Annotated in this window: 20 protein-coding genes; 9 read left to right on the forward strand and 11 right to left on the reverse strand. The window is 67.2% G+C overall.

All coding sequences use genetic code 11. The features are described from left to right. The first annotated feature begins 619 nt into the window (after positions 1-619). The gene (locus tag G3N98_RS27765) at positions 620-964 is read left to right on the forward strand and encodes a DUF3564 family protein (protein ID WP_089474731.1); all 345 of its coding nucleotides are present in this window, start codon (positions 620-622) and stop codon (positions 962-964) included. Between the two features lie 404 nt (positions 965-1,368). Further along, the gene (locus G3N98_RS27770; RefSeq protein WP_175238813.1) at positions 1,369-3,267 is read left to right on the forward strand and encodes a penicillin-binding protein 2; all 1,899 of its coding nucleotides are present in this window, start codon (positions 1,369-1,371) and stop codon (positions 3,265-3,267) included. A 221-nt stretch (positions 3,268-3,488) separates the two neighbouring features. Here the strand turns inward: G3N98_RS27770 and G3N98_RS27775 are convergent, their stop codons facing one another. From G3N98_RS27775 to G3N98_RS27790, 4 genes are all read right to left on the reverse strand, one after another. After that, complete coding sequence (locus G3N98_RS27775; RefSeq protein WP_089474729.1) at positions 3,489-5,207, reverse strand: cation:proton antiporter; 1,719 nt, start codon at positions 5,205-5,207, stop codon at positions 3,489-3,491. A 209-nt stretch (positions 5,208-5,416) separates the two neighbouring features. Further along, positions 5,417-6,829, reverse strand: coding sequence for a cytochrome c (locus G3N98_RS27780; RefSeq protein WP_089497107.1), 1,413 nt, complete (start codon positions 6,827-6,829; stop codon positions 5,417-5,419). Beyond that, a complete protein-coding gene (locus tag G3N98_RS27785) occupies positions 6,826-8,604 on the reverse strand; it encodes a GMC family oxidoreductase (RefSeq protein WP_089427650.1) in 1,779 nt (592 codons plus the stop codon). The genes G3N98_RS27780 and G3N98_RS27785 overlap by 4 nt, the downstream gene beginning before the upstream one ends. After that, positions 8,604-9,341, reverse strand: a complete 738-nt coding sequence (locus tag G3N98_RS27790; RefSeq protein WP_089427651.1) for a gluconate 2-dehydrogenase subunit 3 family protein — start codon at positions 9,339-9,341, stop codon at positions 8,604-8,606. The genes G3N98_RS27785 and G3N98_RS27790 overlap by 1 nt, the downstream gene beginning before the upstream one ends. A 601-nt stretch (positions 9,342-9,942) precedes the next feature. Here G3N98_RS27790 and G3N98_RS27795 point away from each other — a divergent pair. Further along, positions 9,943-10,530 (forward strand): RNA 2'-phosphotransferase, encoded by a 588-nt coding sequence (locus tag G3N98_RS27795; protein ID WP_206149859.1) that lies wholly within the window; start codon positions 9,943-9,945, stop codon positions 10,528-10,530. A 9-nt stretch (positions 10,531-10,539) separates the two neighbouring features. Here G3N98_RS27795 and G3N98_RS27800 read toward each other — a convergent pair whose 3' ends face one another. Beyond that, positions 10,540-10,956 carry a DUF3995 domain-containing protein gene (locus G3N98_RS27800; protein WP_206149861.1) on the reverse strand — a complete coding sequence of 139 codons (417 nt, stop codon included), beginning with the start codon at positions 10,954-10,956 and terminating at the stop codon, positions 10,540-10,542. Between the two features lie 344 nt (positions 10,957-11,300). Here G3N98_RS27800 and ald point away from each other — a divergent pair, with 344 nt between their 5' ends. Next, positions 11,301-12,416, forward strand: coding sequence for an alanine dehydrogenase (gene ald, locus G3N98_RS27805; protein ID WP_206149863.1), 1,116 nt, complete (start codon positions 11,301-11,303; stop codon positions 12,414-12,416). Positions 12,417-12,470: 54 nt separating this feature from the next. On the opposite strand, the gene polX is transcribed toward ald, so the two are convergent. The 6 genes from polX to G3N98_RS27835 form a co-directional block, all read right to left on the reverse strand. Next, positions 12,471-14,240: a DNA polymerase/3'-5' exonuclease PolX gene (gene polX, locus G3N98_RS27810; protein ID WP_206149865.1), complete on the reverse strand. Its 1,770-nt coding sequence runs from the start codon at positions 14,238-14,240 to the stop codon at positions 12,471-12,473. Positions 14,241-14,393: 153 nt separating this feature from the next. Then, positions 14,394-14,786 carry a TraR/DksA family transcriptional regulator gene (locus tag G3N98_RS27815; protein ID WP_089429110.1) on the reverse strand — a complete coding sequence of 131 codons (393 nt, stop codon included), beginning with the start codon at positions 14,784-14,786 and terminating at the stop codon, positions 14,394-14,396. A gap of 312 nt (positions 14,787-15,098) precedes the next feature. Further along, positions 15,099-16,139, reverse strand: coding sequence for a glycosyltransferase family 1 protein (locus G3N98_RS27820; RefSeq protein WP_241026112.1), 1,041 nt, complete (start codon positions 16,137-16,139; stop codon positions 15,099-15,101). 285 nt (positions 16,140-16,424) lie between these two features. Further along, a complete protein-coding gene (locus G3N98_RS27825; protein WP_206149875.1) occupies positions 16,425-17,810 on the reverse strand; it encodes an undecaprenyl-phosphate glucose phosphotransferase in 1,386 nt (461 codons plus the stop codon). 32 nt (positions 17,811-17,842) lie between these two features. Beyond that, on the reverse strand, positions 17,843-18,625 hold the full coding sequence (locus G3N98_RS27830; protein WP_089474721.1) for a Crp/Fnr family transcriptional regulator: 783 nt from the start codon (positions 18,623-18,625) through the stop codon (positions 17,843-17,845). 469 nt (positions 18,626-19,094) lie between these two features. Then, positions 19,095-19,589 carry a hypothetical protein gene (locus G3N98_RS27835; protein WP_206149881.1) on the reverse strand — a complete coding sequence of 165 codons (495 nt, stop codon included), beginning with the start codon at positions 19,587-19,589 and terminating at the stop codon, positions 19,095-19,097. Between G3N98_RS27835 and G3N98_RS27840 the strand changes: the two genes are divergently transcribed. The 5 genes from G3N98_RS27840 to G3N98_RS27860 all read left to right on the forward strand — a co-directional run bounded on the left by G3N98_RS27840 (position 19,546) and on the right by G3N98_RS27860 (position 23,999). Next, entirely contained in the window at positions 19,546-20,328 is a 783-nt protein-coding gene (locus G3N98_RS27840) for a Crp/Fnr family transcriptional regulator (protein WP_206149877.1), read from the forward strand. The genes G3N98_RS27835 and G3N98_RS27840 overlap by 44 nt on opposite strands. A gap of 191 nt (positions 20,329-20,519) precedes the next feature. Beyond that, positions 20,520-20,771 (forward strand): acyl carrier protein, encoded by a 252-nt coding sequence (locus G3N98_RS27845; protein WP_046547642.1) that lies wholly within the window; start codon positions 20,520-20,522, stop codon positions 20,769-20,771. Continuing rightward, entirely contained in the window at positions 20,768-21,964 is a 1,197-nt protein-coding gene (locus G3N98_RS27850) for an acyl-CoA dehydrogenase family protein (RefSeq protein ID WP_089474719.1), read from the forward strand. Before G3N98_RS27845 ends, G3N98_RS27850 begins: the two co-directional genes overlap by 4 nt. Then, the gene (locus G3N98_RS27855; RefSeq protein ID WP_089474718.1) at positions 21,961-22,935 is read left to right on the forward strand and encodes an amino acid--[acyl-carrier-protein] ligase; all 975 of its coding nucleotides are present in this window, start codon (positions 21,961-21,963) and stop codon (positions 22,933-22,935) included. Before G3N98_RS27850 ends, G3N98_RS27855 begins: the two co-directional genes overlap by 4 nt. Further along, positions 22,932-23,999 (forward strand): DUF1839 family protein, encoded by a 1,068-nt coding sequence (locus G3N98_RS27860; RefSeq protein WP_206149879.1) that lies wholly within the window; start codon positions 22,932-22,934, stop codon positions 23,997-23,999. The genes G3N98_RS27855 and G3N98_RS27860 overlap by 4 nt, the downstream gene beginning before the upstream one ends. Positions 24,000-24,082 lie beyond the last annotated feature (83 nt).

Below are 24,082 nucleotides of genomic sequence, written 5' to 3' on the forward strand. Positions count from 1 at the left end.
GCGACGCCCGCGGTTGCGGGCTGCGCACGGCTCACCGGCCGGGCCGGGGCCTGACGCGCGCCCCGGCAGTCCCGATCGGGCGTGCGGCCCGCGATCGCGTCGATCGCGTCTCTGGCACGAGGCGGCGGCAGCCGCCGAGGACGGGCGTCCGCGGCACTGGATCGGGAAGATCTCAGTGTGGGGCCCGACCGCAGGCAAGTCTGTCCCGAAAGTTTCGTGAAAGTGTGCCGATTTGTATGGGATTGTCGGAGTGTGTCGTACCGGGCGCGCCGTCAACCTGCCGCAACATCCGATCGGCCAGCGTTTCGACGATGGCGTGCCGCCCCGGTCGGCCCGGTTTCCCCGGCGGGTCGTGCGCGACAGATCGACGCGCCTCGCGCCCATGTCATCCCATGTCTCGATGATCGGCCGCCCGCCATCGGCACCGCGATCGCCGGTACGCGTGTGTTTGCGCGTGCTCGGCCGGAATAACCATGAATCGTCAGACGTCGTTCCATGTGAAATCGCAATGGACTCGCTATGAATTTATTGCGGATTATCACTTGCGTTTCACACCAGTCTATCTAGACTGATCAAGTCAAAACGGTCGAATGTGTCATTTTTTTAGGAGACGATCACAATGCGCCTCACCATTCGGATTAATGGCAGCGAATCGGCAACCCGGCACGCCTTCGCGGTACTGTGGGTCGACACCGACGAGGGCCTGTGGTCGCGCGAGGCACATCAAGGCATGGATCTTCCGACCTGGGGCAAGGTCCGCGACGTCGAGGGCGCAATGGCGCTCTGCGCGGCCGACAGCGGGAATGCCGTGTGCCAGTTGAAGGGACTGTCGTTCGATGCGACCCAGCGCGAACAGGGCCCCGCGGTACTCGCCGGCAATCACCCCGGCGCGTGGCGACTGCAGGCCGTCGATCGTTGCACGAGCGAGCCGGAATACCGGGAATTCATTTCCGTCGCCCGATAGAAATAATCGATGTAATTCGTCTGCGGTTTTCGGGTTTATTCCGGTTTCAGCGATATTCATTTCGATATTCAGCATTAACGGCGCCCCACTTCGGGGCGTTTTCATTTTCCGGTTTAAAGAAATAACCACGGACCGGTCAATTGATCGTGCATCGGGGGACCGGCCTCGATCCGTACCTGAAATCCCCCCGCCCCCCGTTCTGCACGTCGCGAATCACCCGAGTTTCATCGTCAGCGGCTTCGGGAAAATGTCGCTCCCCCCCTTTTTCACCCGGTGTCAGCGCGTCGATACCCGCTTTTTCTCGGGGCCGGAACATACTTTCCCCACACGGCGTTTACTCATTTATTACAATCGCATTATTCAGACTGACTCGCCGCCCTCGGGCGGCCCGACCCGGCCATTGCATGAGCGTGAAAAAGAAGACCCACCCCGCCGATCCGTACGCGGCCGCGACCAAGCATCCGATGCTTGCGTCGCGTCTGCCGATGTGGCGCTCGAAGCTGATCGTGATCATCGTGTTCCTCGCGTTCGCCGCGCTGATCGGCCGCGCCTTCTGGGTGCAGGTCGCGAACAAGGAGTTCTACGTCGGCCAGGGTCAGAAACGCTACCAGCGCACGATCGAGCTCGACGCGACGCGCGGGCGCATCGTCGACCGCAACGGCGCGATGCTTGCCGTCAGCCTGTCGACCTATGAAATCTGGGCGAACCCGAAGCAGGTCGCCGACACCGACTACCCGCAGATCTCGAAGCTGCTCGACATGCCGCTCGTCGAGGTCAAGCGGCGTCTCGGCAACGACAAGACGTTCGTGCTGCTCAAGCGGCAGGTCGACGCGGACACCGCGGGCAAGCTCGACAAGCTCGCGATCGACGGCGTCACGCAGATCGCCGATTCGAAGCGTTTCTACCCGGAAGGCGAATCGGCCGCTCACGTGGTCGGCTTCACGAACGTCGAGGACAAGGGGCAGGAAGGCGTCGAGCTCGCGGCGAATGCGCGCCTGGTGGGCACGTCCGGGCAGCGCGAGGTGATCCGCGACCGGCTCGGCCGCATCGTGTCGGATACGCGCCCGCTCGTCCCGGCGCAGCACGGCGCGACGATCGAACTGACGATCGACCGCCGCATCCAGCAGCTCGCGTTCAGCCAGCTCAAGGCGGCCGTGGTCGAGAACAACGCGGTGGCCGGCAGCGTCGTGGTGCTCGACGCGCAGAACGGCGAGATCCTCGCGCTCGCGAACTATCCGACCTTCGACCCGAACGATCGCGCGCGCCTCACCGGCCAGCAGTTGCGCAACCGCGCGGTGATCGACACGTTCGAGCCGGGCTCGACGATCAAGCCGCTCGTCGTCGCGCTGTCGATCGACGAGCGCAAGGTCACGCCGAACACGATCATCAACACGTCGCCGGGCACCTACAAGATCGGCCCGGCCGTGATCCACGACACGTCGAACCACGGGTCGCTGACGGTGTCGCAGGCACTGCAGAAGTCGAGCAACGTCGCGCTCGCGAAGCTCGCGCTGAACCTGCCTGCCGAAACGATCTGGAACAAATATCAGGAATACGGAATCGGCCGCGCACCGGAACTCACGTTCCCGGGCGTCGCGTCGGGCCGGCTGCGCGGCTACAAGCGCTGGCGACCGATCGAGCAGGCGACGATGGCTTACGGCTACGGCCTGTCGATGTCGCTGCTGCAGATCGCGCAGACCTACACGGCCTACGCCGGCGACGGCACGCTGCACCCGGTGTCGCTGCTGAAGAACGGCACCGACCAGCAGACGATCGACGCGCATCGCGGCCACCGCGTGACGTCGCCGCAAACAGCCGCGGCGATCCGCTCGATGCTCGAAATGGCGGTCGGCGAAGGCGGCACGGGGCGCCGCGCGCGCGTCGACGGCTACCGGATCGGCGGCAAGACGGGTACCGCGCGCAAGCAGGTCGGCGCGACCTATGCGAAGGGCAAGTACCGCGCGCTGTTCGCCGGGATGGCGCCGATGAGCAACCCGCGCCTGATCGTCGCGGTGATGATCGACGAGCCGCGCGGCAAGGGCTACTACGGCGGCACGGTGGCCGGCCCGGTGTTCGCGTCGGTCACGAGCGGCTCGCTGCAGCTGCTCGGCGTGCCGCCCGACGCGCCGGTCGAGCCCGAGAAGACGCCGCCGGCGAAGGCCGTTGCGCCGCAAAAAACGGTGGCTGCACCGAAAGCGTCGGCGACGCAGGCCAAGACAGCCGCTGCGCCGAAAACCGCCGCATCGCTGAAGACCGCCTCGCCATCGAGCGCGCCGGCGCAGGCAAACACGGCGGCGGGTTGATCGGCGCAGCCCGCGCGACGCGCCGCCGTCCCGGCGCGCGCGTCACGCTCCGACGGCCTCGTCGCCGCCTCAAACCTCCCCGTCATCGGGCACCGCCTCACTTTCCAGGAACGCCGCGCATCATTTGAGCGTTCCGGCCGCTACCCCCTGCCATTTTTTCGCGCCTCGGCCCGCCCGGGCCGCCGCGCCCTGCCCGGTACGCGGCACGCTGCCGCGCGCCGTCAATGCGAAGCCGCGACGGCCGGCTTCGTCATCCTGCCGAGCACGTGCTCGGTCATCCCGCGCGCGAGTTCGGTCTCGCCCATGAACACGGTGCCGATCCCCTCGCTCGACAGCAGCGCGGCCTCGTCGCCGCTGTTCGTGCACAGCACGACCTCGAGCGCCGGATTCAAGGTGCGCGAGATCTCGACGATCTGCCGCACGTCGAACACATCGGGCAGCGTGACGACCAGCATCCCGGCGCGTGCGATGTGCGCCTGCACGAGCACGATCGGCTCGATCGCGTCGCCCGACACGGCCGCGACACCGTCCTCACGCAGTTTCTCGACGAGCTCGCGATTCTGCTCGACGACGACATACGCGATGCCGCGCTCGTCCAGCGCGTGCGCGATTCGGGTACCGACCTTGCCATAGCCGACGATCACGACCTGCCCGGTCAGGTGCGTCTGCGGCGTCGACATCGGCAGCGCGGCGAGCGGATCGTCGCGGGCCTCGAGCTTGCGCGCGAACGCCGAATGCTTGCGAATCCACGCGAGCGCCGGATCGATCATCGCGAACAGCAGCGTGTTCATCGCGATCGAGATCAGCGCGACGGCCAGAATCAGGCTCTGCCCCTCGGCCGACAGCAGCCCGAGCGCACGGCCGAGCCCGGCGAGGATGAACGAGAACTCGCCGATCTGCGCGAGCCCCGCGCCGACCGTCAGCGCGGTATTCAGCGGGTAGCGGAACGCGATCACGAGCGCGACTGCCGCGAGCGTCTTGCCGATCACCACGATCGCCGCGACCTCGATCACGTGCAGCGGCTCCGCGAGCAGGATCTTCGGGTCGAACAGCATCCCGACCGAAATGAAGAACAGCACCGAGAACGCATCGCGCAGCGGCAGCGTCTCGTCGGCCGCGCGCCGGCTGAATTCCGACTCGCGCATCATCATCCCGGCGAAGAACGCGCCGAGCGCGAACGACACGTCGAACAGCTTCGCCGCGCCGAACGCGATGCCGACCGCGGCCGCGATCATGCACAGCGTGAACAGCTCGCGCGAGCCGGTGCGCGCGACGAGCCACAGAATGCGCGGAAACACGCGCTTGCCGACCACCAGCATCAGCGCGATGAACGCCGCGACCTTCAGCATCGTGACACCGAGCGTGCCCCACACGCTGCCGCCGGCCGCCTGCGCGTCGCCGGGCGGCGTGCCGCCGAGCAGCCCCGCGACGGGTGGCAGCAGCACCAGCACGAGCACCATCACGAGATCCTCGACGACGAGCCAGCCGACCGCGATGCGCCCGTTGACCGTCTCGACCAGCCCGCGCCCTTCGAGCGCTCGCAGCAGCACCACCGTGCTCGCGACCGACAGCGCGAGCCCGAACACGAGCGCCGCGCCGACGCTCCAGCCCCAGGTGAGCGCGAGCCCGCCGCCGAGCAGCGTGGCCACCGTAATCTGGACGATCGCGCCCGGCAGCGCGATCTTGCGCACCGCGAGCAGATCGCCGAGCGAGAAATGCAGGCCGACGCCGAACATCAGCAGCATCACGCCGACTTCGGCGAGCTGCTGTGCGAGCGACAGGTCGCCGACGAAGCCGGGCGTGCCGGGGCCGATCACGATCCCGGCAAGCAGATAGCCGACGAGCGGCGGCATTTTCAACAGCGACGCGAAATAACCGAAGACCATCGCGAGACCGAAACCGGCCGCGAGCAACGCAATCAGGCTGACGTCATGAGGCATCCCCCCTCCCGAAGTTCTTGTAACTATTTAGTAAGGTTCAAGAACGAAAGGATAAGGGATGAGGCGGAAAAATGGCGCGCCGCCGCGAAAATTTCACGCATCGGCGCGCCTTTGCGGGGTGCAACCCCCGGCGAAACAAAAGGCGCCGCGCGGAAACGGCGGCGCCTTGAAGCACATCCGACAGGCGGGGCCGGCGCCCCGCCGCCCCGTCAGCGCGACGCTTGCGGGAACCGCGCGCCCGGCGGCGGTTCGGGCCGGGTCGACGGCACGCTCTTGCGCACCTTCGCGACCTGCGCGGCCGTCACGGCAGCCCCCGTGTTGCCCCAGCTCGTGCGCACGAAGTTGGACACGTCCGCGACTTCCTGGTCCGACAGGCGCCAGCCGAACGGCGGCATCGTGAACGTCGACGGCGCGGTGCGCGTGCCCTGCAGTGCGCTGCCTTCCAGCACGACGTGGATCAGCGAGGTCGGATCGTCGCCCTGCACGACCGGGTTGCCGGCGAGCGCCGGAAACACGCGCGTGTAGCCGTGGCCGTCGCTGCGGTGGCACGCCATGCAGTTGTCGCGATAGACGGCCGCGCCCGGCTTGCTCGCGTCGCCGGTCTGCAGCGCCTTCGCGGCGGCCGCGTCGTACACGTGCGGCTGCTCGCCCTGCACGCGCGGCGGCAGCGTCTTCAGGTAGCGCGCGATCGCGTTCAGATCGTCGTCGGTCATGTGCTGCATGCTGTGGCCGACCACGTCCGTCATCCCGCCGAACGCGGCCGTGCGCAGCGTGCGGCCCGTCTTCAGGAACTGCACGATCTCGGTTTCCGTCCACGTGCCGAGGCCCGTGCGCGGTTCGCCGCGCAGGCTCGTCGGCACCCAGCCGTCGATCGCCGCGCCGCCGGCCAGGAAGTCCGGGCCGTCCGCGTCGGTCAGCCCGCGCTCCTGCATGGTCGGCGCGCGCGGCGTATGGCACGCGCCGCAGTGGCCGAGACCCTGCACGAGATACGCCCCGCGCGCGACCACCGGATCGGTGTACGGCGCCGCGTCGAACGGCTTCGGCGTCGGCGCGAACATCTTGCGCCAGATTCCGAGCGGCCAGCGCATCGACAGCGGCCACACGATGTCGACCGCGCGGTTCTCGTGCTCGACGGGCGCGACGCCGTGCATGAAGTACGCGTACAGCGCCTTCATGTCGTCGTCGGTCAGGCGCGCGTAGGACGGGAACGGCATCGCCGGATACATCGTGTCGCCGTTCTTGCGCACGCCTTCGCGCACCGCGCGCGTGAAGTCCTCGACGGTCCAGCCGCCCAGGCCCGTTTTCGGATCCGGCGTGATGTTCGTCGAGTAGATCCCGCCGATCGGCGTGTCGAATTTCAGCCCGCCCGCGAACGGCTTGCCGCCGCTCGCGGTGTGGCACGCGATACAGTCGCCTGCCCGCGCGAGATATTCGCCGCGCTTGATCAGGGCCGCGTCGGCGGATTGGGCCGCGGGTGCGGCCGCCGGGCCGGAAGCCGCCGCGGGAGTTGCCGGCTGCGCGAACGCCGTCGAGCCGGCGAAGCCGAACGCGGCCCAGGCCGCACCGGCCGCCAGCGCGCGCGACATCCGGCGCGTGACGTTGTGGTTCATCGTCCTCTTCATGCGGTCACCAGCGGGGCGGGATTTTTCAGGTATTGCTCGCGGATCGCACGTGCCGACCAGTAGGCCAGCGCCGCGATGATCCCGGTCGGGTTGTAGCCGATGCCCTGCGGCAGCGCCGATGCGCCCATCACGAACACGTTGTGCACGTCCCAGCACTGCAGGTAGCGGTTCAGCACGCTCGTCTTCGGGTCGGTGCCCATGATCGCGCCGCCGACGAGGTGAGTCGTCTGGTACGCGCGCGAATCGAAGTGCTTGCCGAACTCGCGCGTCGACACGCTGATCGCCTTCGGCCCCATCGCCTCCGCGATCTTCTTCATCTGCCCGGTCACGTACTGCGCCATCTTGATGTCGTTGTCCTTCCAGTCGAACGTCATCCGCAACAGCGGCTGGCCGTACGAATCGCGATAGGTCGGATCGAGGTCGAGATACACGTCGCGGTACGACATGTTGGTGCCGTGCGCGTCCATCGAGATCGTGTGCGCGTAGTTGTCCTTCACCGCCTTCTTCCACGCCGAACCCCACTGCGGCGTACCGGGCGGCGTCGCGATGCCGCTGATCGGCTTCACGCCGGCCTGGTTCACCCACAGCGGCGAGCCGCCGACGAAGCCGAGCGGGCCGTGGTCGAAGTTGTCCGCGTTGAAATCGTCCACCGCGACGCCGTTGCCGCCTGCGCCGATGAACGGATTCGTGTAGGTATCCTTGTCGAAGAACGCCTTGATCGTCGACAGGTTCTGGTACGCGAAATTGCGGCCCACGACGCCTTCGCCCGAGATCGGATCGTACGGCTTGCCGATGCCCGACAGCAGCAGCAGGTGCACGTTGTGGTACTGGAACGCGGCCACGATCACGAGATCGGCCGGCTGGTGCACTTCACGCCCGGCCGGGTCGACGTAGGTCACGCCCGTGGCGCGCTTCTTCGTATCGTCGAGGTCGACGCGCAGCACGTGGCACTTCGAGCGCAGCTCGAAGTTCGGCGCCTGCTTCAGCGCGGGCAGGATGTTCAGGTTCGGCGACGCCTTCGAGTACATGTAGCACGCGTAGCCGCTGCAGTAGCCGCAGAAGTTGCACGGGCCCATCTGCACACCGTACGGGTTCGTGTACGGCCCCGACGTGTTCGCCGACGGCAGCCGGTACGGATGCAGGCCGAGCGACTTCGCTGCATCGGAGAAGCGCTGCGCCGAATAGGTATTGAGCTGTGCCGGCAGCGGGAAGTTGTCGCTGCGGTTCGCCTCGAACACGTTGCCGTCGCCGACCACCTTGCCGCCGACCTTGTACGCCTGCCCCGACGTGCCGAACACCTTCTCGGCGAAGTCGAAATGCGGTTCGAGCTCCTCGTAGGTCACGCCCGTGTCCTGGATCGTCATCCCTTCGGGGATGAACTTCTTGCCGTAGCGCTCTTCATAGTGGCTGCGCAGGCGCAGCTCTTCCGGCGTGATCCGGAAATGCACGCCCGACCAGTGCAGCCCCGCGCCGCCCACGCCTTCGCCCGGCAGGAACGCAGCGAGCTGCCGGTACGGCAGCGCGGTGTCCTGCAGGCCGTGGCGGATCGACACGGTCGTCTTCGACAGGTCGAGGAACAGCTTCTTGCGGATGTTGTAGGTCAGCTCGTCGATCGTGTTCGGATACGCGCCGTCCGGATAGGTGTCGCGATACTCGCCACGCTCGAGCGCGACGACGTTCAGGCCCGCTTCGGTCAGTTCCTTCGCGAGAATCGCGCCGGTCCAGCCGAAGCCGACGATCACCGCATCGACATGCGGTTTTTTCTCTGCGGCCATCAGCTGCGCTCCCCGTTGATCGAGACGGGGCCGTACGGATACGACTTGCCGTTCTGGTTGACGAAATCCATGAAGTCCGCGCGCGCGCCCGGAAAGCCGATCATCTTCCACGCCGCCATGTCGTGATTGCCGCCATGCACCGGATCGCAGAAGTAACCTTCGCGCGTGTTCTGCAGCAACTGGCCGAAGAACACGCCGGGCGGCACGTCGTCGATCTGCGCGCCGCCCTTCTCCAGCGCGCCGAGCACGGTGTCGCGCGTCGGCGCGTCGAGATCCGCGAACGCCTTGCCGTGAGTCTTCTCGCAATATCGGTTGACCGCCGCGATACCGAGCCGGTAGATGTCGCGCGGCACCAGCTTCAGCTGGTAGCCGAGCTCGGGCACGCCTTGCTGGAACGGCCCCTGCATGTACCAGGTGGCGCCGTGCGCATACGGCGTCTCCATCTGGCGGTCGATGAATTCGGGCACGCCCGATTCGAGCGCACCGGGCCCTTCGGCGTCGGCCGGAATCAGCCGGTCGACGGCGGCCTGGACGAACGCCCATTCCTTCGCATCGAAGAAGGTCGGCTTGTATGGCGCGCGTTCGGCACTGGCCGATGCACCGGGCGCGTTGCCGGTCGTCGCGGAAGGCGACGACGAGCGCAGGTCGCAGCCGGCGACCGACGCGATCGGCACGAGCGCGACCGACGTGCGCAGGAAACGGCGGCGCGAGTTGGGTTTGTCAGGTGGCGTGGACATGGTCGGATGTTGATCGTTGGGGATCGGGACCCGGACGCGCGCACTCCGCATGCGGCATGTCCGGCATGGCAGCCATGCCGCATGCGGCTGGCCGTCCTGTTCTTTCGTCTGTTGCGAACAACCTCGCTGCAGGCGCCGCCCGTGCCATGCACGGCAGCGCCTTCATGCAGCCGCGCATCGCGCCAATTCAGGTTGCGCTGCACGGATCGGCTTCTTCGCGAGCCTTATCGTCTGACAAATACCGGCATCTGCCCGCATCTGCCCCTCATCGCTCATGACCCTCATTCAACTTAGACGCCGCGTTTGCCGACAGCAAGCGCAACGTGCACGACCCTCTTTCGGGCCCGGCGACAAGTGCCGCGAATTATAAATGGAACCGGTTCCATTGAGTGTCGTATCAGTGCAATTCAATGCATCGAAAATCGCAACAATTGAAAAATCCGGGAGTCGGAATCGACAAGGATCGCGGGAATACCGACTGACGCGGGCGTCAGGTAGACGATTGTTGTGTGGCGCGCTGCGCCGAAGGCTGTCTCTTTCCTGCTACGCGGGGTACCGAGGCGTGCTTTTTTGCACGGTGCTCTGGTAGCCTCCGCGTCTCATGAAACCACACAAGAAGAATGAACTGCCGGCGACCGACGCGACCGGCATCAGCCGATATCTCAGCTACCTGCTGCGCCACGCGCCGCAGTCGATCGGGCTGCAACTCGACCCGGAGGGCTGGGCCGACATCGACGCACTGCTTTCCGGCGCTGCTCGCCAGGGGCACCACCTCGATCGTGCGACGCTCGAAACCGTCTGCGCGACCAACGACAAGCAACGCTTCGCCCTCTCCGACGACGGCCGTCGCATCCGTGCGGTGCAAGGCCATTCGACGCCCGCCGTGCAGCGCCGCTATCCCACCGCGCAGCCGCCCGAGCGCCTGTATCACGGCACGGCGACGCGCTTCCTGGATTCGATTCGGGAGCAAGGGCTGAAACCCGGCGCCCGTCATCACGTGCATCTGTCGCCGGACATCCGGACGGCGCTGGCCGTCGGCACACGCTACGGCGTGCCCGTGATACTCGAGGTCGATGCGCAGCGCATGCATCGGCAAGGCCACACGTTCTTCGTCGCGGAAAACGGCGTATGGCTGACCGACACCGTGCCGGCGGCATTCCTCAAAGAGATGGACGGGCCCGCGCGCTGAGACGCGCGCTCACCACGGCCAGAACATCGACGCGATGGACAGCGCCAGCGCCGCGCAAAGCGGCGAGTAATACAGCGTGTCCATGCGTGCGAAACGCGAGCCGCGAATCCGCTTGAAGAAGCCGACGTAACGGAAATCGCCGACGGCCCGCACCGCGAAGATCAGTGCGAACGCAACGACCGCGAACGAGATCGTGCCGGGATACGCGTTCGGCCCCAGCCAGCCGGCACGCGTGGCAACCATGCACGCGCCGCCCAGCAACGCCACCGCGACCGCAAGCGTGCCGACGGCGGTCGGCCGCAATAGCGGCTCGCCGTCCTGCTCCGGAATGGCGGCCCCCTTGCCGCGCCGCCCGCCCAACGCCCAATAGACGTGAACGAGCGCGATCGCGCAAAGCGTCGGCACGCTGAAATACGCTCCGGTCATGTTGGTCAGTGCCCTCGTGTCGTTGTCTCGTTATCGCGATGTGTTGGCGGCAACGTTCCGGCGCGCGGCCCCGGTCCGCGCCACACGTGACGATACCGAAACCCGGCACCACGTGCATTGCGACCTCCGGTCGCAACCTGCCACCCGCCACCCGCGCCAGCGCATGTTGCGATGCAGTGCGCACGCCGGCGCACGCGGTCCGGCCGCTTGACTTCCCTCCGCGCACCACTACCCTGATATTCCAGTACTGCGCCGATACGCCTTCGCGCGATCGGCCGCACGTGCATCGTTTGCCGCATGGCGCACCTGCACGACAACGATAACGAAGGCCATGGAGGCGACTCATGCTGATCGGTGTGCCGAAAGAGATCAAGAACCACGAATATCGCGTGGGCCTCACGCCGGCCGGCGCGCGCGAACTGACGCGGCACGGCCATCACGTATTGGTGCAGCGCGGCGCGGGCACGGCGATCGGCCTGCTCGACAACGACTACACGGCCGCGGGCGCAGCGCTCTGCGACGGCGCCGACGAAGTCTTCGCGCGCGCCGACATGATCATCAAGGTCAAGGAGCCGCAGCCGGCGGAATGCGCGATGCTGCGGCGCGGCCAGATCCTCTACACGTACCTGCATCTCGCACCCGATCCCGACCAGGCGGCCGCGCTCGTGAAGTCCGGCGCCGTCTGCATCGCGTACGAAACCGTGACGGGCCCCGGTGGCGGCCTGCCGCTGCTCGCGCCGATGAGCGAGGTGGCCGGGCGCATGTCGATCCAGGTCGCGGCGACCCACCTCGAAAGCCCGCGCGGCGGGCGTGGCCTGCTGATGGCCGGGGTGCCCGGCGTGCCGGCCGCGCACGTCGTCGTGCTCGGCGCGGGCGTGGTGGGCACCGGCGCACTGCAGATGGCGGTCGGCCTCGGCGCGCGCGTCACCGTGCTCGACACCAACGTGAACCGGCTGCGCCAGCTCGACCTCGTCTTCGCCAACCGGATCGCGACCGTCTGCTCGAATGCACACACGATCGACGAAGCCGTGCGCGATGCCGACGTCGTGATCGGCGCCGTGCTCGTGCCGGGCGCATCGGCGCCGCGGCTCGTCACGCGCGACATGATCGCGACGATGCGCACGGGAGCGGTCGTCGTCGACGTCGCGATCGACCAGGGCGGCTGCTTCGAGACCTCGCATGCGACGACGCACGCGGACCCGACCTTCGTCGTCGACGGCGTCGTGCACTACTGCGTCGCGAACATGCCCGGCGCAGTCGCGCGCACGTCGACCTTCGCGCTGAACAACGCGACCCTCACCCATGCGCTCGCGCTCGCCGACAAGGGCTGGAAGCAGGCGATGACCGACGATCCGCATCTGCGCGCGGGCCTGAACGTATGCGACGGACACATCACGTACGAAGCCGTCGCACTCGCGCTCGGCCTGCCCTATGTGCCGGCGGCCGGCCTACTGGCATGACGTGACCGCATTCATGACCGGCCAGCCGCTGACGGCACGCGCCGCCGGCTGCGTTCACGCGCCCTTCGCGCCGCCGCCGCGCTTCGACGCGCCGCCCGCTCCCATCGTGCGTGCAAGCAGCGGCCTCAATTGCGCGAGCGTGCGCGTGTTCAGCACGTCGGGCCGCGTGAGCCAGCCCCGTCGCGCCTGATCGACGCCGTACGCCAGATTGTCGAGTTCGTCCGCACTGCACGCATCCGAGCCGATCGCCACCGGCACGCCGGCCTTCGCGGCCTCGCGGCACCAGACATCCGGCAGGTCGAGCCGCCGCGGCTGCGCATCGAGTTCGGCGAAGCAACCGCGCGCCGCGGCGTGCGCGATCACGCGCGGCACATCGAGTTCGCATGCGTCGCGCTCGCCGAGCACGCGGCCCGTCGGGTGCGCGAGAATCGTGAAATGCGGATGGTCCATCGCGCGCAGCATGCGCGCGGTCTGTGCGTCGCGCGACAGCTCGAAGCCGTCGCGTACCGCGCCGACCACGAGATCGAGCCGGCCGAGCATCGCATCGGGCACGTCGAGGCTGCCATCGTCGCGAATGCCGGCCTCCACGCCCTTGAGCAGCACGAGATCGTCGAACGACGCGTTGAGACGATCGATCTCGTCGAGCTGCCGGGCAAGCCAGTCGAAGTCGCTGCGGCTGCCGCCGGCATGCGGCGCCCGGTCGGTGATGGCCAGGTACGCGAACCCGCGTGCGCGTGCCGCATCGGCCATCGCACGCAGGCTGTCGCGGCCGGCCGACGCGTCGGTATGCGCGTGCAGGTCGCCGCGTACGTGCTTGCGCTCGACCAGTGCCGGCAGCGTGCCCGCGCGCGCGGCGTCGATCTCGCCGCGATCCTCGCGCAACTCGGGCGGCACGTCGTGCAACCCGATCGCCGCATAGACCGACGCCTCGGTCGCGCCGGCAATCCGTTCGTCGCCGCGAAACACGCCGTACTCGTTGATCTTCAGCCCGCCGGCCTGCGCGATCCTGCGCAACGCGATGTTGTGCGCTTTCGATCCGGTGAAATAGACGAGCGCCGCGCCGAACGCATCGGCATCGACGACCCGCAGGTCGACCTGCAACCCGCTGGCGAGCACGACGCTCGACTTCGTCTTGCCATGCGCGAGCACGCGCGCGACCTCGCCATGGCCGACGAACGCGTCGGCGACGGCCACCGGATCACGTGCGGTGACGAGGATGTCGAGATCGCCGACCGTCTCGCGGCGGCGGCGAAAGCTGCCGGCCGGCACGGCGTTGCCGACGCCCGCGATCGCGCGCAGGCGTTCGAGCAGCGGCTGCAGCGCGTGCACCGCATCCGGCAGCAGGAAGCGTTGAGGTTCACGCTTCAGCCGGTCGTCGATCGCTTCGAGCAGATGCGCTTCGGTTTTCGCGCCGAAGCCCGGCAACTCGCGCACGTGCCCGCTCTTCGCTTCCGCGCGAAGCTGCTCGAGCGAGTCGACGTGCAGTGCGTCATGGAGCGCCTTCACACGCTTCGCGCCGAGCCCCGGCACGTCGAGCAGCTCGACGATCGCGCCCGGCAACGCGTGACGCAGCGTTTGCTGCAGTTCGCAGGTGCCGGTCGCGGCAATCTCGCGCAGCTTCGACGCGAGATCGGGCCCGATCGACGGAATCTTCCCGAGATCGTCGCCGTTCGCGATCATCGTCGGGATATCGCGCCCGTAGTCGGCAATCGTCCGTGCTGCGTTGCGATAGGCACGCACCCGGAACGGATTGGCGCCCTGGATCTCGAGCATGTCGGCGATCTCGGCGAACACGGCCGCACACTCGGCATTGTGGATCGGCATGATCGGCGTGGCTCCCTTCCACGTGGATGGCGCCGCGCGTGCGCGACGGCGTCTGCCCGCCCGGCGCCGCATGCTGACGCCGCCGGGCGCCCGTTCATCATCGTACGCCGGCCGCGCCGCGCGTGCAGCGCCGTGATGGCGACGATGACAGCGTCAGAGGGAGGCGCGCGGCGTCGTGGCGTAGTGCCGCTCGTAGATCGACTGGCAATGCGTGCAGCGTTCGGCGGCCGGGCGCGCCAGCAGGCGCTCGTAGCCGACCGAGCCGTCGCAGTCGATGCACTCGCCGTAGCTGCCGTCGCGCATCCGCTGCTGGGCGCGGCCGATCGCGCGCAGCTCGGTCAGTTTCATGCCGATCAACGCATGATCGACGTCGACGAACAGATCCGCATTGGCCTCGTCGCCCTCGTCCGGCGCCGCGCCGGCGAGGTCCGCGTAAGACTCCGACGCGCGCTGGTCTTCGCTCGCGCGGATCTCCGCACGCAACGTCTGCTCGCTCTCGTTCAGCCGCTGTTTCAGCGTCTGCCGTTGTTGTGGGTCGAGCGACATGGCCGTCTCTCCTGTTCCGGGTTCCGCGCGGAGCATGGCGGCGCGCGGTGTCGCGCCGGTGCGCGGCGGGCCGGCGTCACCGCCTGCCACCGTGTCCGGATGGGCGCGCGGCAGCATGACGTGCCGAACGCATTCGACGCAGGATAAACCCATTGAACACGCGTGTGTTGACCGGAATCAGCGTGCACTGCAGCACTCGCCCTACGCGCGCCGGAACTGGGGACGGACGCGAAATCGCGACAGCGTCGAATGCGCCTGTCGCAGACGCCGCCGGGATCGCCCACCCAGCGCGCAACGTTGCGTCATCGCACGTCAAGCATCGGCACGGACGATGTCGAGCAACGTGCGCGCCGAGCGCTGCCAGCTGTACCGGTGTGCGTGCTCGCGACCCAGCGTGCGCAGCCGTGCCCGCAGTTCGGGATCGTCCATCACGCGGGCGATCGCCGCGGCGATATCCGGCGGTGAATATGCGTCGCAAAACAGCGCTGCACCGCCGCAGACTTCCGGAAGCGCCCCTTCGTGCGACACGATGACCGGGCAGCCGCACCGCATCGCCTCGAGCGGCGGCAACCCGAATCCTTCGTAGAGCGACGGAAACACGAAGCAGCCCGCGTGCTCGTACAGCGCCTTCAGCTCGCCGTCGGTCACGTAACCGGCCCATGTGACGTACGGATCGTCTTCGCGCAGGCCCGCCGCCCGCGCGCCGAAGACCTTCGCGTTGGCGCCCCCCGCGATCACGAAGCGCAACGTCGGGTGCGACTCGCGCATCAGCGCCACCGCGGCCAGTGCGCGCACGAGATTCTTGCCGGGCGCGAGCGACCCGACGAACAGCACGTAGCGGTCCGTCTCGAGATTCAGGCGGGACAGCACGCCGGGATCGGCATCGATGCGGTCGATATGATCGACCGCCCCCGGCACGACCGACAGGCGTGCAGGCGGCACGCCAAGCCGAGCGGCCAGCCGCGCCCGCGAAAAATGCGAGACCGTCACGATATGGCGCGCACGTCGCTTCATGATCGCGAACGCGAAGCGGTACCAGAGGCGGAATGCCATCGAATAGCCGGCCGGCAGATCGAAAATCGCCGCGTCATGAATCATCAGCAGTTGATCGCGCTTGACCAGCGGGCCAATGTTGCAAAGGCTCAGCAAGGTCCGGCCGCGCGTCGTGCGCGGCAGCGTCCATTGTTCCCACAGCGTGCCGTGCCGGCGCCCGGACGTCTGCGATCGCGCACCGGCCGGCATGGCCGCCGGATCGTGATCGGACGGCACGACGAGCGACGGTGCCTCGTCGGCGCTCGCGATCCGCGCGAGTTCGGCCGTCAGCTCGTATGCCACGCGCTGAACGCCCGTCATGCGCTGCGCGGTGAATTTCCCGTTGATTGCGAGCCGGCACGCCCGCGCGGTATACGCGGCCGTGCCGGTGCCCCGCTCCGCGCGCGCTTCCTGCAATACCGGTGCGCTTCGCTCTCGAATCGACGTTGACATGATCGTGACCATTCCGATGGCTGCGGCGCGCCTTCGCGCCGCCGGACACCCCGTTACGCGGGATGCTGCTGTGCCGTCAGTGTGTCCGTCATCCGCGCGCCGGTCGGTACGTTCGATCGCACAACGCGCTGCTTCCCAGATGATTCGCGATCCTTAGAATGCGTTGCGTCCGATGAAGCCGCGCACGACCGTCAACAGGATGATCTTCATGTCGAACCAGAAGCTCCAGTTCTGCATGTAGAACAGATCGAATTTCACGCGCGCTTCCATCGCCTCGACCTTGCGCGTCTCGCCGCGATAGCCGTTCACCTGCGCCCAACCGGTGATGCCGGGCCGTACGCGGTAGCGGTACATGTAGCAGTCGATCAGTTGCCGGTAGAGGTCGTCGTGCTCGATCGCATGGGGGCGTGGGCCGACGACCGACATCTGCCCGAACAGCACGTTGAAGAACTGCGGCAGTTCGTCGAGCGACGTACGCCGCAGGAACGCGCCGACGCGCGTGATCCGCGAATCGTTGCGCGACGCCTGGCGCACGACGCCCGGTTGGACACGATGCACGCGCATGGTCCGGAACTTGAGTATGTCGAACTCCCGGCCGTCGACACCCTTGCGGCGCTGCCTGAACAGCACGGGCCCCGGCGACGACAGCTTGACCGCGATCGCCAGCACCGACAGCAGCGGCAGCAACGGAATCAGCACGCCGAATGCGAACAGCCGGTCGAACGCGAACTTCGCCCACAGCTCCGGCGCCGAGCGTGGCGTGGTCGCGAGGTTGATGGCCGGCATGCCGAGCACGTCGGTCGCCGAGCGATCGACCACCGCCATCTGCCGCACGTCGGGCAACAGCCGCAGCTCCACGAACTCGTCGCGCAACTCGCGGACGATGCGCTGGATCCGCCACTCGTGCGACATCGGCAGCGTGAGCCAGACCTCGTCGATCTCGCCGCTTCGAATCAGGTCGCGCAACGCGTTCCAGTCGTCGATCACCGGCACGCCGCCGATGCCGCCTGAGGCAGCCTGGGCGTCGTCGTCGAATACACACGCCGCCACGAAAGGCCCCTGTGGCGCCAGCTGCATCCGCTCGACCGCGACACGCCCGTACGCCGTTGCGCCCACCACCGCGACGCGCCGCTGCCGCGCGCGCGGGTCGTCACGCGTCAGCGCGAGCGCCAGCAGCGCGGCACGGCCGAGCAGCAACGCGGCATCGCCGGCCAGCACCGTGCGCACGATCCAGTGCGTCGTGATCGTGCCGCCGCGATTCATGATCCACATCGCGGCAGTCACCGTCAGCACGCTCGCGCAGACGAGCGCCACCACCGTCTGCGTCAGTGCATGCGTGCCGCCTTGCGGCGCCATGCTGCCGCGCACGGTGCGCAGGTAGCGCGGCAGCAAGGCCACGGTCAGCACGCACAGCAGCGCGATCGCGCCGCGCTGCGCGTCGGACAGCGCGCGCCACGCAAGGCCCGATGCCGCCTGCGCGGCAAGCGCGCCTGCCAGCACGAGCACGGCGTCGGTAACTGCGATCACAGAACGCCGCATCGAATTCGTCCCACCGGACTTCGATAGCATCGTCACGCACCATGTGCCGGGAACCCGCGATGCGCGTCCGGCATGCGGTGCCGAACCGGTGTCGGCCTCGCCGTCCCGCGCGTGCCGAGCAGCCTGCGATAGTCCGCGCGAATCAGGTTGTAGCATTCACACGCGTGATGTTCGAGGCCGTCGCGGTCGAGCACCGTGATGCGGCCGCGGCGCTGCCGGATCAGCCCGGCTTCCTGCAGGTTGCCCGCCGCTTCCGTCACGCCTTCGCGCCGCACGCCGAGCATGTTCGCGATCGTCTGCTGCGTGACGGCCAGTTCGTCGCCGTCGATGCGGTCATGCGCAAGCAGCAGCCAGCGGCTGAGCTGCTCGCTGACCGAGTGATGCCGGTTGCACAGCGCGCTGCGCGAGATCTGCGCCATCGCGGCCTGGCAGTAGTTGAGCAGCAGCCGGTAGGTTTCCGGCGAGCGCTCGAATTCGGCGCGCATCACGCAGCTCGGCACGCGATAGGCCATCCCGCCGATACGGACCTCGACCCGGAGCGACGCCGCGGCGCCGCCGACCATCGTCGCCAGCCCGACCACGCCTTCGCGGCCGACCTGCGCCACCTCGACCATCGCACCGTCCTCCATCAAGTGCTGCACCGACATCATCGACGTCGTCGGGAAATGCACGTGGCGCATCGGTTCGCCGACGCGGTCGAGCATCCCGGCCTTGATCCTGACCAGTTCGAGATGCGGTGCGATGGTGCGGATGCTGTCCTCGGGGAGGGCATCGAGGATGGCGTTCGCCGAGTAGCTCGAGTGAAGATGAAGCATGTCTGTATCCCTTTTATCGTCCGCGCCGCCTGCAGCCGCGTGCACGGAACTCGTTATCGCGATGCGTGCCCGGACTCATCGTGGTTGCGGCCCACAACCCTGATTCCGACCGACCATCGGCTTATCGCCGCCGGATCGAGTCGGCCGTCCCGTTTCGACACGCCAGCCCGAATAAGCGATTTACGTGCCAAACCATGCCCATCCTTAATATATGAATCACGCCTGATTTAGATCGACCGAATAACCGGCCTAAAAACAAAAAAAGCGTCTCATTTCCGGACACTCTTCCCGGTGGCGGACACTGCGTGCGATTTGACTGATCAATTCACCTGCATCGAACCGAGGCAGCCGCGCCGGTGCCGCACGGCTTGTCGGTCATATACTTACAGTCGATTTTCAATTGTTTCCATGATGTGCCGGACAGGACTCCGGTACGGCGCCGCGCCTCACACGGTTGTTTGAAACTGTCTCAAATTTGAATCGACGCACTAATTTCCGGCTCTGTCACCCAACGCACAGTTCGGATGCAATCCATTGATTTACAAAGACATTCTTGCTGGCGCCATTTATTTGTCAAACAATGTTCAATACTCACCACGCACTTTCCCCGTGCGATGCGCGCCTCCAACCCGATTGATTCGCGGCCGACACGGAATGAATGCGCCAAGTCACATTCAATTTCCGGATGATTAATTCCACGGAAATGAATCATTAAACCCGGATAACGTTTGCACCCGCCAAAATCGTCAAACTTTGTGAAATGACGCAATATGCAATTGATCGAATTCAATGGCGTGCTAGCCTTTTTGCCAGTATCGTCACTCCATTTTTGACGAACACAAGTCCGCACGATCGTGCGAATTCCCATTCCCGGGATATCGCCGCGACGACGCGTGACCGCCACCCTACGAGGATGCGCCGTGACTCTCCAGGCCCCTGACGCCGTCGTGTACGCGAACGGCATGATCGAGCTTTCCCACAGCTTCGACGCCAACCGCTTTCTCGCAGCCATCGACCGCGACGAGCTTGCGACGCTGGCCCCTCACCTTCAACTCGTCCACCTGAAATCCGGGCAAGTGCTCTGCGAGCCCGGCGAAATGCTCGCCGCGGTCTACCTGCCCGTCACGACCGCGATTTCGCTGCAGTACGTGTCGTCCGGCGGCATGACGCTGGAAGTCGCTGAGATCGGCAGCGAGAGCGTGGTGTGCGACGACGTGATCGGCGGCAGCGGCCGGATGCCCTGCCGCGCCGTGGCCTGCCGCGACGGTTTCGTCTACCGGCTCGACCGGCGCGTGTTCGCCGCCGCGTTCGACGCCTCACCGGTGATCCGCCATCTCGTGTTCGTCTGCGTGCGGCTGCTGATGGCGCAGGTCTCGCAGATCACGTTCTGCAGCCGTCATCACGTGCTCAAACATCAGTTATGCAGATGGTTCCTGCTCGCGTACGACCGGACCCGCAGCATCGAGATCCAGGTGACGCACAGCATGCTCGCGCAGATGCTCGGCGTGCGGCGCGAAACGGTCACCGATGCTGCCGGCGAAATCCAGAAGCTGGGCCTGATCCGGCAGTACCGGAGCTCGATCGAGCTCGCCGACCTCGCCGGCCTCGAAAAAATGTCGTGCGGCTGCCGCGCGATCGTGCGCGACGAGATGAAGCGCATCCTGTCGGCCGATTCGGGCGTGCCGGCCGCATCGCGCGGCTGATCGGCACGCCGCATCGGGACCGCGCGTGCACGCCGCGTGCGGTCCGGTGCCCTGCCGGGTCAGCTGTTTGTAGGGTGGCGAACAGAACGCCGTGCCTGCCAATGGTCTACTGATGCAGGACTGCCGGGGGGACGTCAGCGCGTGTCGCGCGTCTGCCCGAGCGGACGACACCACGCACGCCGGAGCAGCACGTGAAAAACGAAATCAGAACCATCCTGAAACACGTCGCCCATCTCGAAGCCGCGATCGATTCGATCGGCGACGGGGACGACCTCTACGAAGCGGGCCTTTCGTCACTCGACACGATCCAGCTGATGCTCGCGATCGAGAAGCAATTCAACATCGAGATTCCCGACGAGATGCTGAACCGCAACCTGTTCCGCAGCATCGACGCGCTCGCGGACACGATCACCACGCTGCAACGCACCGAGCATTCGGCATGAGCGCGCTGCTTCCCGAACTCGCGACCGACCGCGATGCGCGTCGGCTCGACGAGGCCGCGCATGCCGTCGCACAGATCGCCGCGCAGCACGCGGATGCGGTCGACCGCGACGCGCGCTGCCCCGTCGAGGCGATCGAGGCGATGCGCGCGCGCCGCCTGCTCGGCGCGATGGTGCCGACCCATCTCGGCGGTGTGGGCGCCACGCTGGAAGACATCGCGTCGGCCTGCTCGATTCTCGGCCAGGCCTGCGCATCGTCGGCAATGGTGTTCGCGATGCACCAGATCCAGGTCGCCTGCATCGTCAATCATGCCGCCGACCAGGGCTGGCACAAGCTGTTCCTGCAGCAGCTCGTGCGCCACCAGTGGCTGCTCGCATCGGCCACGTCGGAAGACGGCGTCGGCGGCAACCTGCGCGCGAGCCAGTGCGCGCTCGAAACCAGCGGCGGCGAGTTCCGGCTGCGCAAATCCGCGCCGACGATCTCGTATGGCGACTACGCGGACGGCATCCTCGCGACCGCACGACGCGATGCGGACGCGCCGGCTTCCGAGCAGGTGCTCGTCACGCTGCTGCGCGACGGCTACACGCTCACGCGCCGCGGCGAATGGGACACGCTCGGGATGCGCGGCACCTGCAGCAACGGCTTCGAGCTCGATGCGCAAGGCGCCGCCGTCCAGTGCCTGCCGGTGCCGTTCGCGAAGATCGCCGAGGAAACGATGGTGCCGGTGTCGCACATCCTGTGGGCCGCGGTCTGGATCGGCGTGGCCGGCGACGCGTTCCACCGCGCGCACCAGTTCTTCCGCGCCCAGGCCCGCCAGACCGACGGCGCACCGTCGCCCGCGTCGCGGCGCATCGCCGAATCGCTCGCGCTGATGCAGGCGATGCAGGCCCGCGTCGACACCGTGCTGCGCCTTCATGCGAATCCGGCGTCCCATTCGTGGTCGGCCGGCATGGCCCGGGCCGCCGAGATCAACACGCTGAAGACCTACGTGTCGACGACCGCGCTGGAAGTCGCGCACCAGGCGATGATGATCTGCGGGATGGCCGGCTACAAGCAGGGCACGCCGTTCAGCATCGGCCGCCACATTCGCGACCTGCATGCGGCGCCGCTGATGATCAGCAACGACCGCATTGCCGTCAACACCTCGAACCTGCTGCTCGCGCTGCGTCCTGCGACGCTGGAGAAACATACGTGAACGATCGCCTTGCCGTGCCCTCCGCCGCCTCCGCTCCCGCCGATGCACCGATCGATCGCGCGGGCGTCAACCCGCTGCGCGACGAACTGATCGACGCGGGCCTGCTGGTCTCGACCGGCATCCAGGGCCTGTTCGGCCGCAGCGAGCGATTCGAGCGCGTCGTCGAGGCGCTCGACGCGTTCGTGACGCGCCTCGGCGCCGACCAGCAGGCCGAAGTGCTGCGCTTCCCGCCGGCGATGAGCCGCACCGAGTTCGAGCGCAGCGAATACATGAAGAGCTTCCCGCAGCTCGCGGGCAGCGTGCATGCGTTCTGCGGCGACGAACACCAGCACCAGCGCGTACTGCAGTGCCTCGATCGCGGCGACGACTGGACGGAAAGCCAGAAGCCGACCTACGTCGTGATGACGCCCGCCGCGTGCTACCCGGTCTACCCCGTCGTCGCCCGCGCGGGTGCGCTGCCGGCCGACGGCAGGATCGTCGACGTCTTCTCGTACTGCTTCCGTCACGAGCCGTCGCTCGACCCGACCCGCATGCAGCTGTTCCGGATGCGCGAGTACGTGCGGATCGGCACGCCCGAGCAGATCGTGTCGTTCCGCGAGACCTGGATCGAACGCGGCACGCGGATGATCGAGGCGCTGCGCCTGCCCAACGCGATCGACCTCGCGAACGACCCGTTCTTCGGGCGCGGCGGCAAGATCGTCGCGAACAGCCAGCGCGAGCAGAACCTGAAGTTCGAGCTGCTGATCCCGATCGAGCACGACGATCGCCAGACCGCGTGCCTGAGCTTCAACTACCACATGGACCATTTCGGGCTGCTGTGGGACATCCGCACCGCGACGGGCGACGTCGCGCACACGGGCTGCGTCGGCTTCGGCCTCGAACGGCTCACGCTCGCGCTGTTCCGCCATCACGGCTTCGACATCGAGGCCTGGCCGCGCGAAGTCCGCGACGTGCTGTGGGGCACGCCATGAGATTCGTGTCCCGCGACGGCGAAGACGCGTCGTTCGACGATGTGCGCCACCGCGCGCGCCACTACCGGCCGCATCCGCTGCATAGCCAGGAGATGGTCTGGAAACAGACCAACTGCTACGTCGACATGTGGCTCGAGGTGCTCCGGTGGTGGGGCTTCAATCCGTACGCGGCGCTGCCGTTTACGATCGCGCTCGATTTCGAGGGTGACCAGTTCACGTTCTTCAAGTTTCCGCACGACGAACTGGAGCGGCTGTACGGCATCGTCGTGCAAGAGCATTCGATCTATGAGCCGCTCGACCAGCACATCGAGACGCAGGTTGCGCGCGGCCACCTGATGATCGTCGAGGTCGACGCGTGGTTCCTGCCCGATACGCGCGGCAGCAGCTACCGCACGCAGCACACGAAGACGACGATCGGCATCGATGCGATCGACCGCGCGAAGCGCCAGATCGGCTACTTCCACAACAGCGGCTATTACGTGGCCGAGGATTTCGACTACAACGGGCTCGTCGGCGGCAGCTCGCCGATGACGCTGCCGCCTTACGTGGAATGCGCGAAGCGGCGGTTTGCGCCGCTCGACGAGCGTGAGCTGTGCGAAACGTCGCTCGCCGCGCTGCAGCGCCACCTGCGACGCCTGCCGGTCGTCAACCCGATCGCCGCGTTCCGGCGGCAGTTGCAAACCGATGCGCGAACGCTCGCCGATTCGCCGCTCGAGCATTTCCACGCGTACTCGTTCAACTCGGTGCGGCAGCTCGGCGCGAATTTCGAGCTGTTCGGCCATTACGCGCGCTGGCTGCAGGCCAGCGGCTGCGTCGGGCCGTTCGCCGAGATCCGCGCCGCGTGCGAGCGCATCGCGTCCGAAGCGATGGTGCTCGAATTCCGGCTCGCACGCGCCTGCGCGCGCGGCAAGGAGGAGCGCGGCGACTCGACGCTCGAAGCGATCGAGGCCGCCTACGCGGACGTGGTGGCCTGTGCGCGGCAGATCGCCTTGCCGCTGCGGCACGTGAAGCCCGTGCGCAGCGAGTTCAGCGACAGCGCGGCACCCGTGCCGGCCATGCGGTGACGCGCACGCGTACCCTGCCCGCGTGGTCGATGCTGGCGACGGCCGCGGGGGCCGCGCGGGAGCCGCGCGACCTCCCGGCGGCC

The organism is Burkholderia sp. Tr-20390 (assembly GCF_017104595.1).
Taxonomy (GTDB): Bacteria; Pseudomonadota; Gammaproteobacteria; order Burkholderiales; family Burkholderiaceae; genus Burkholderia.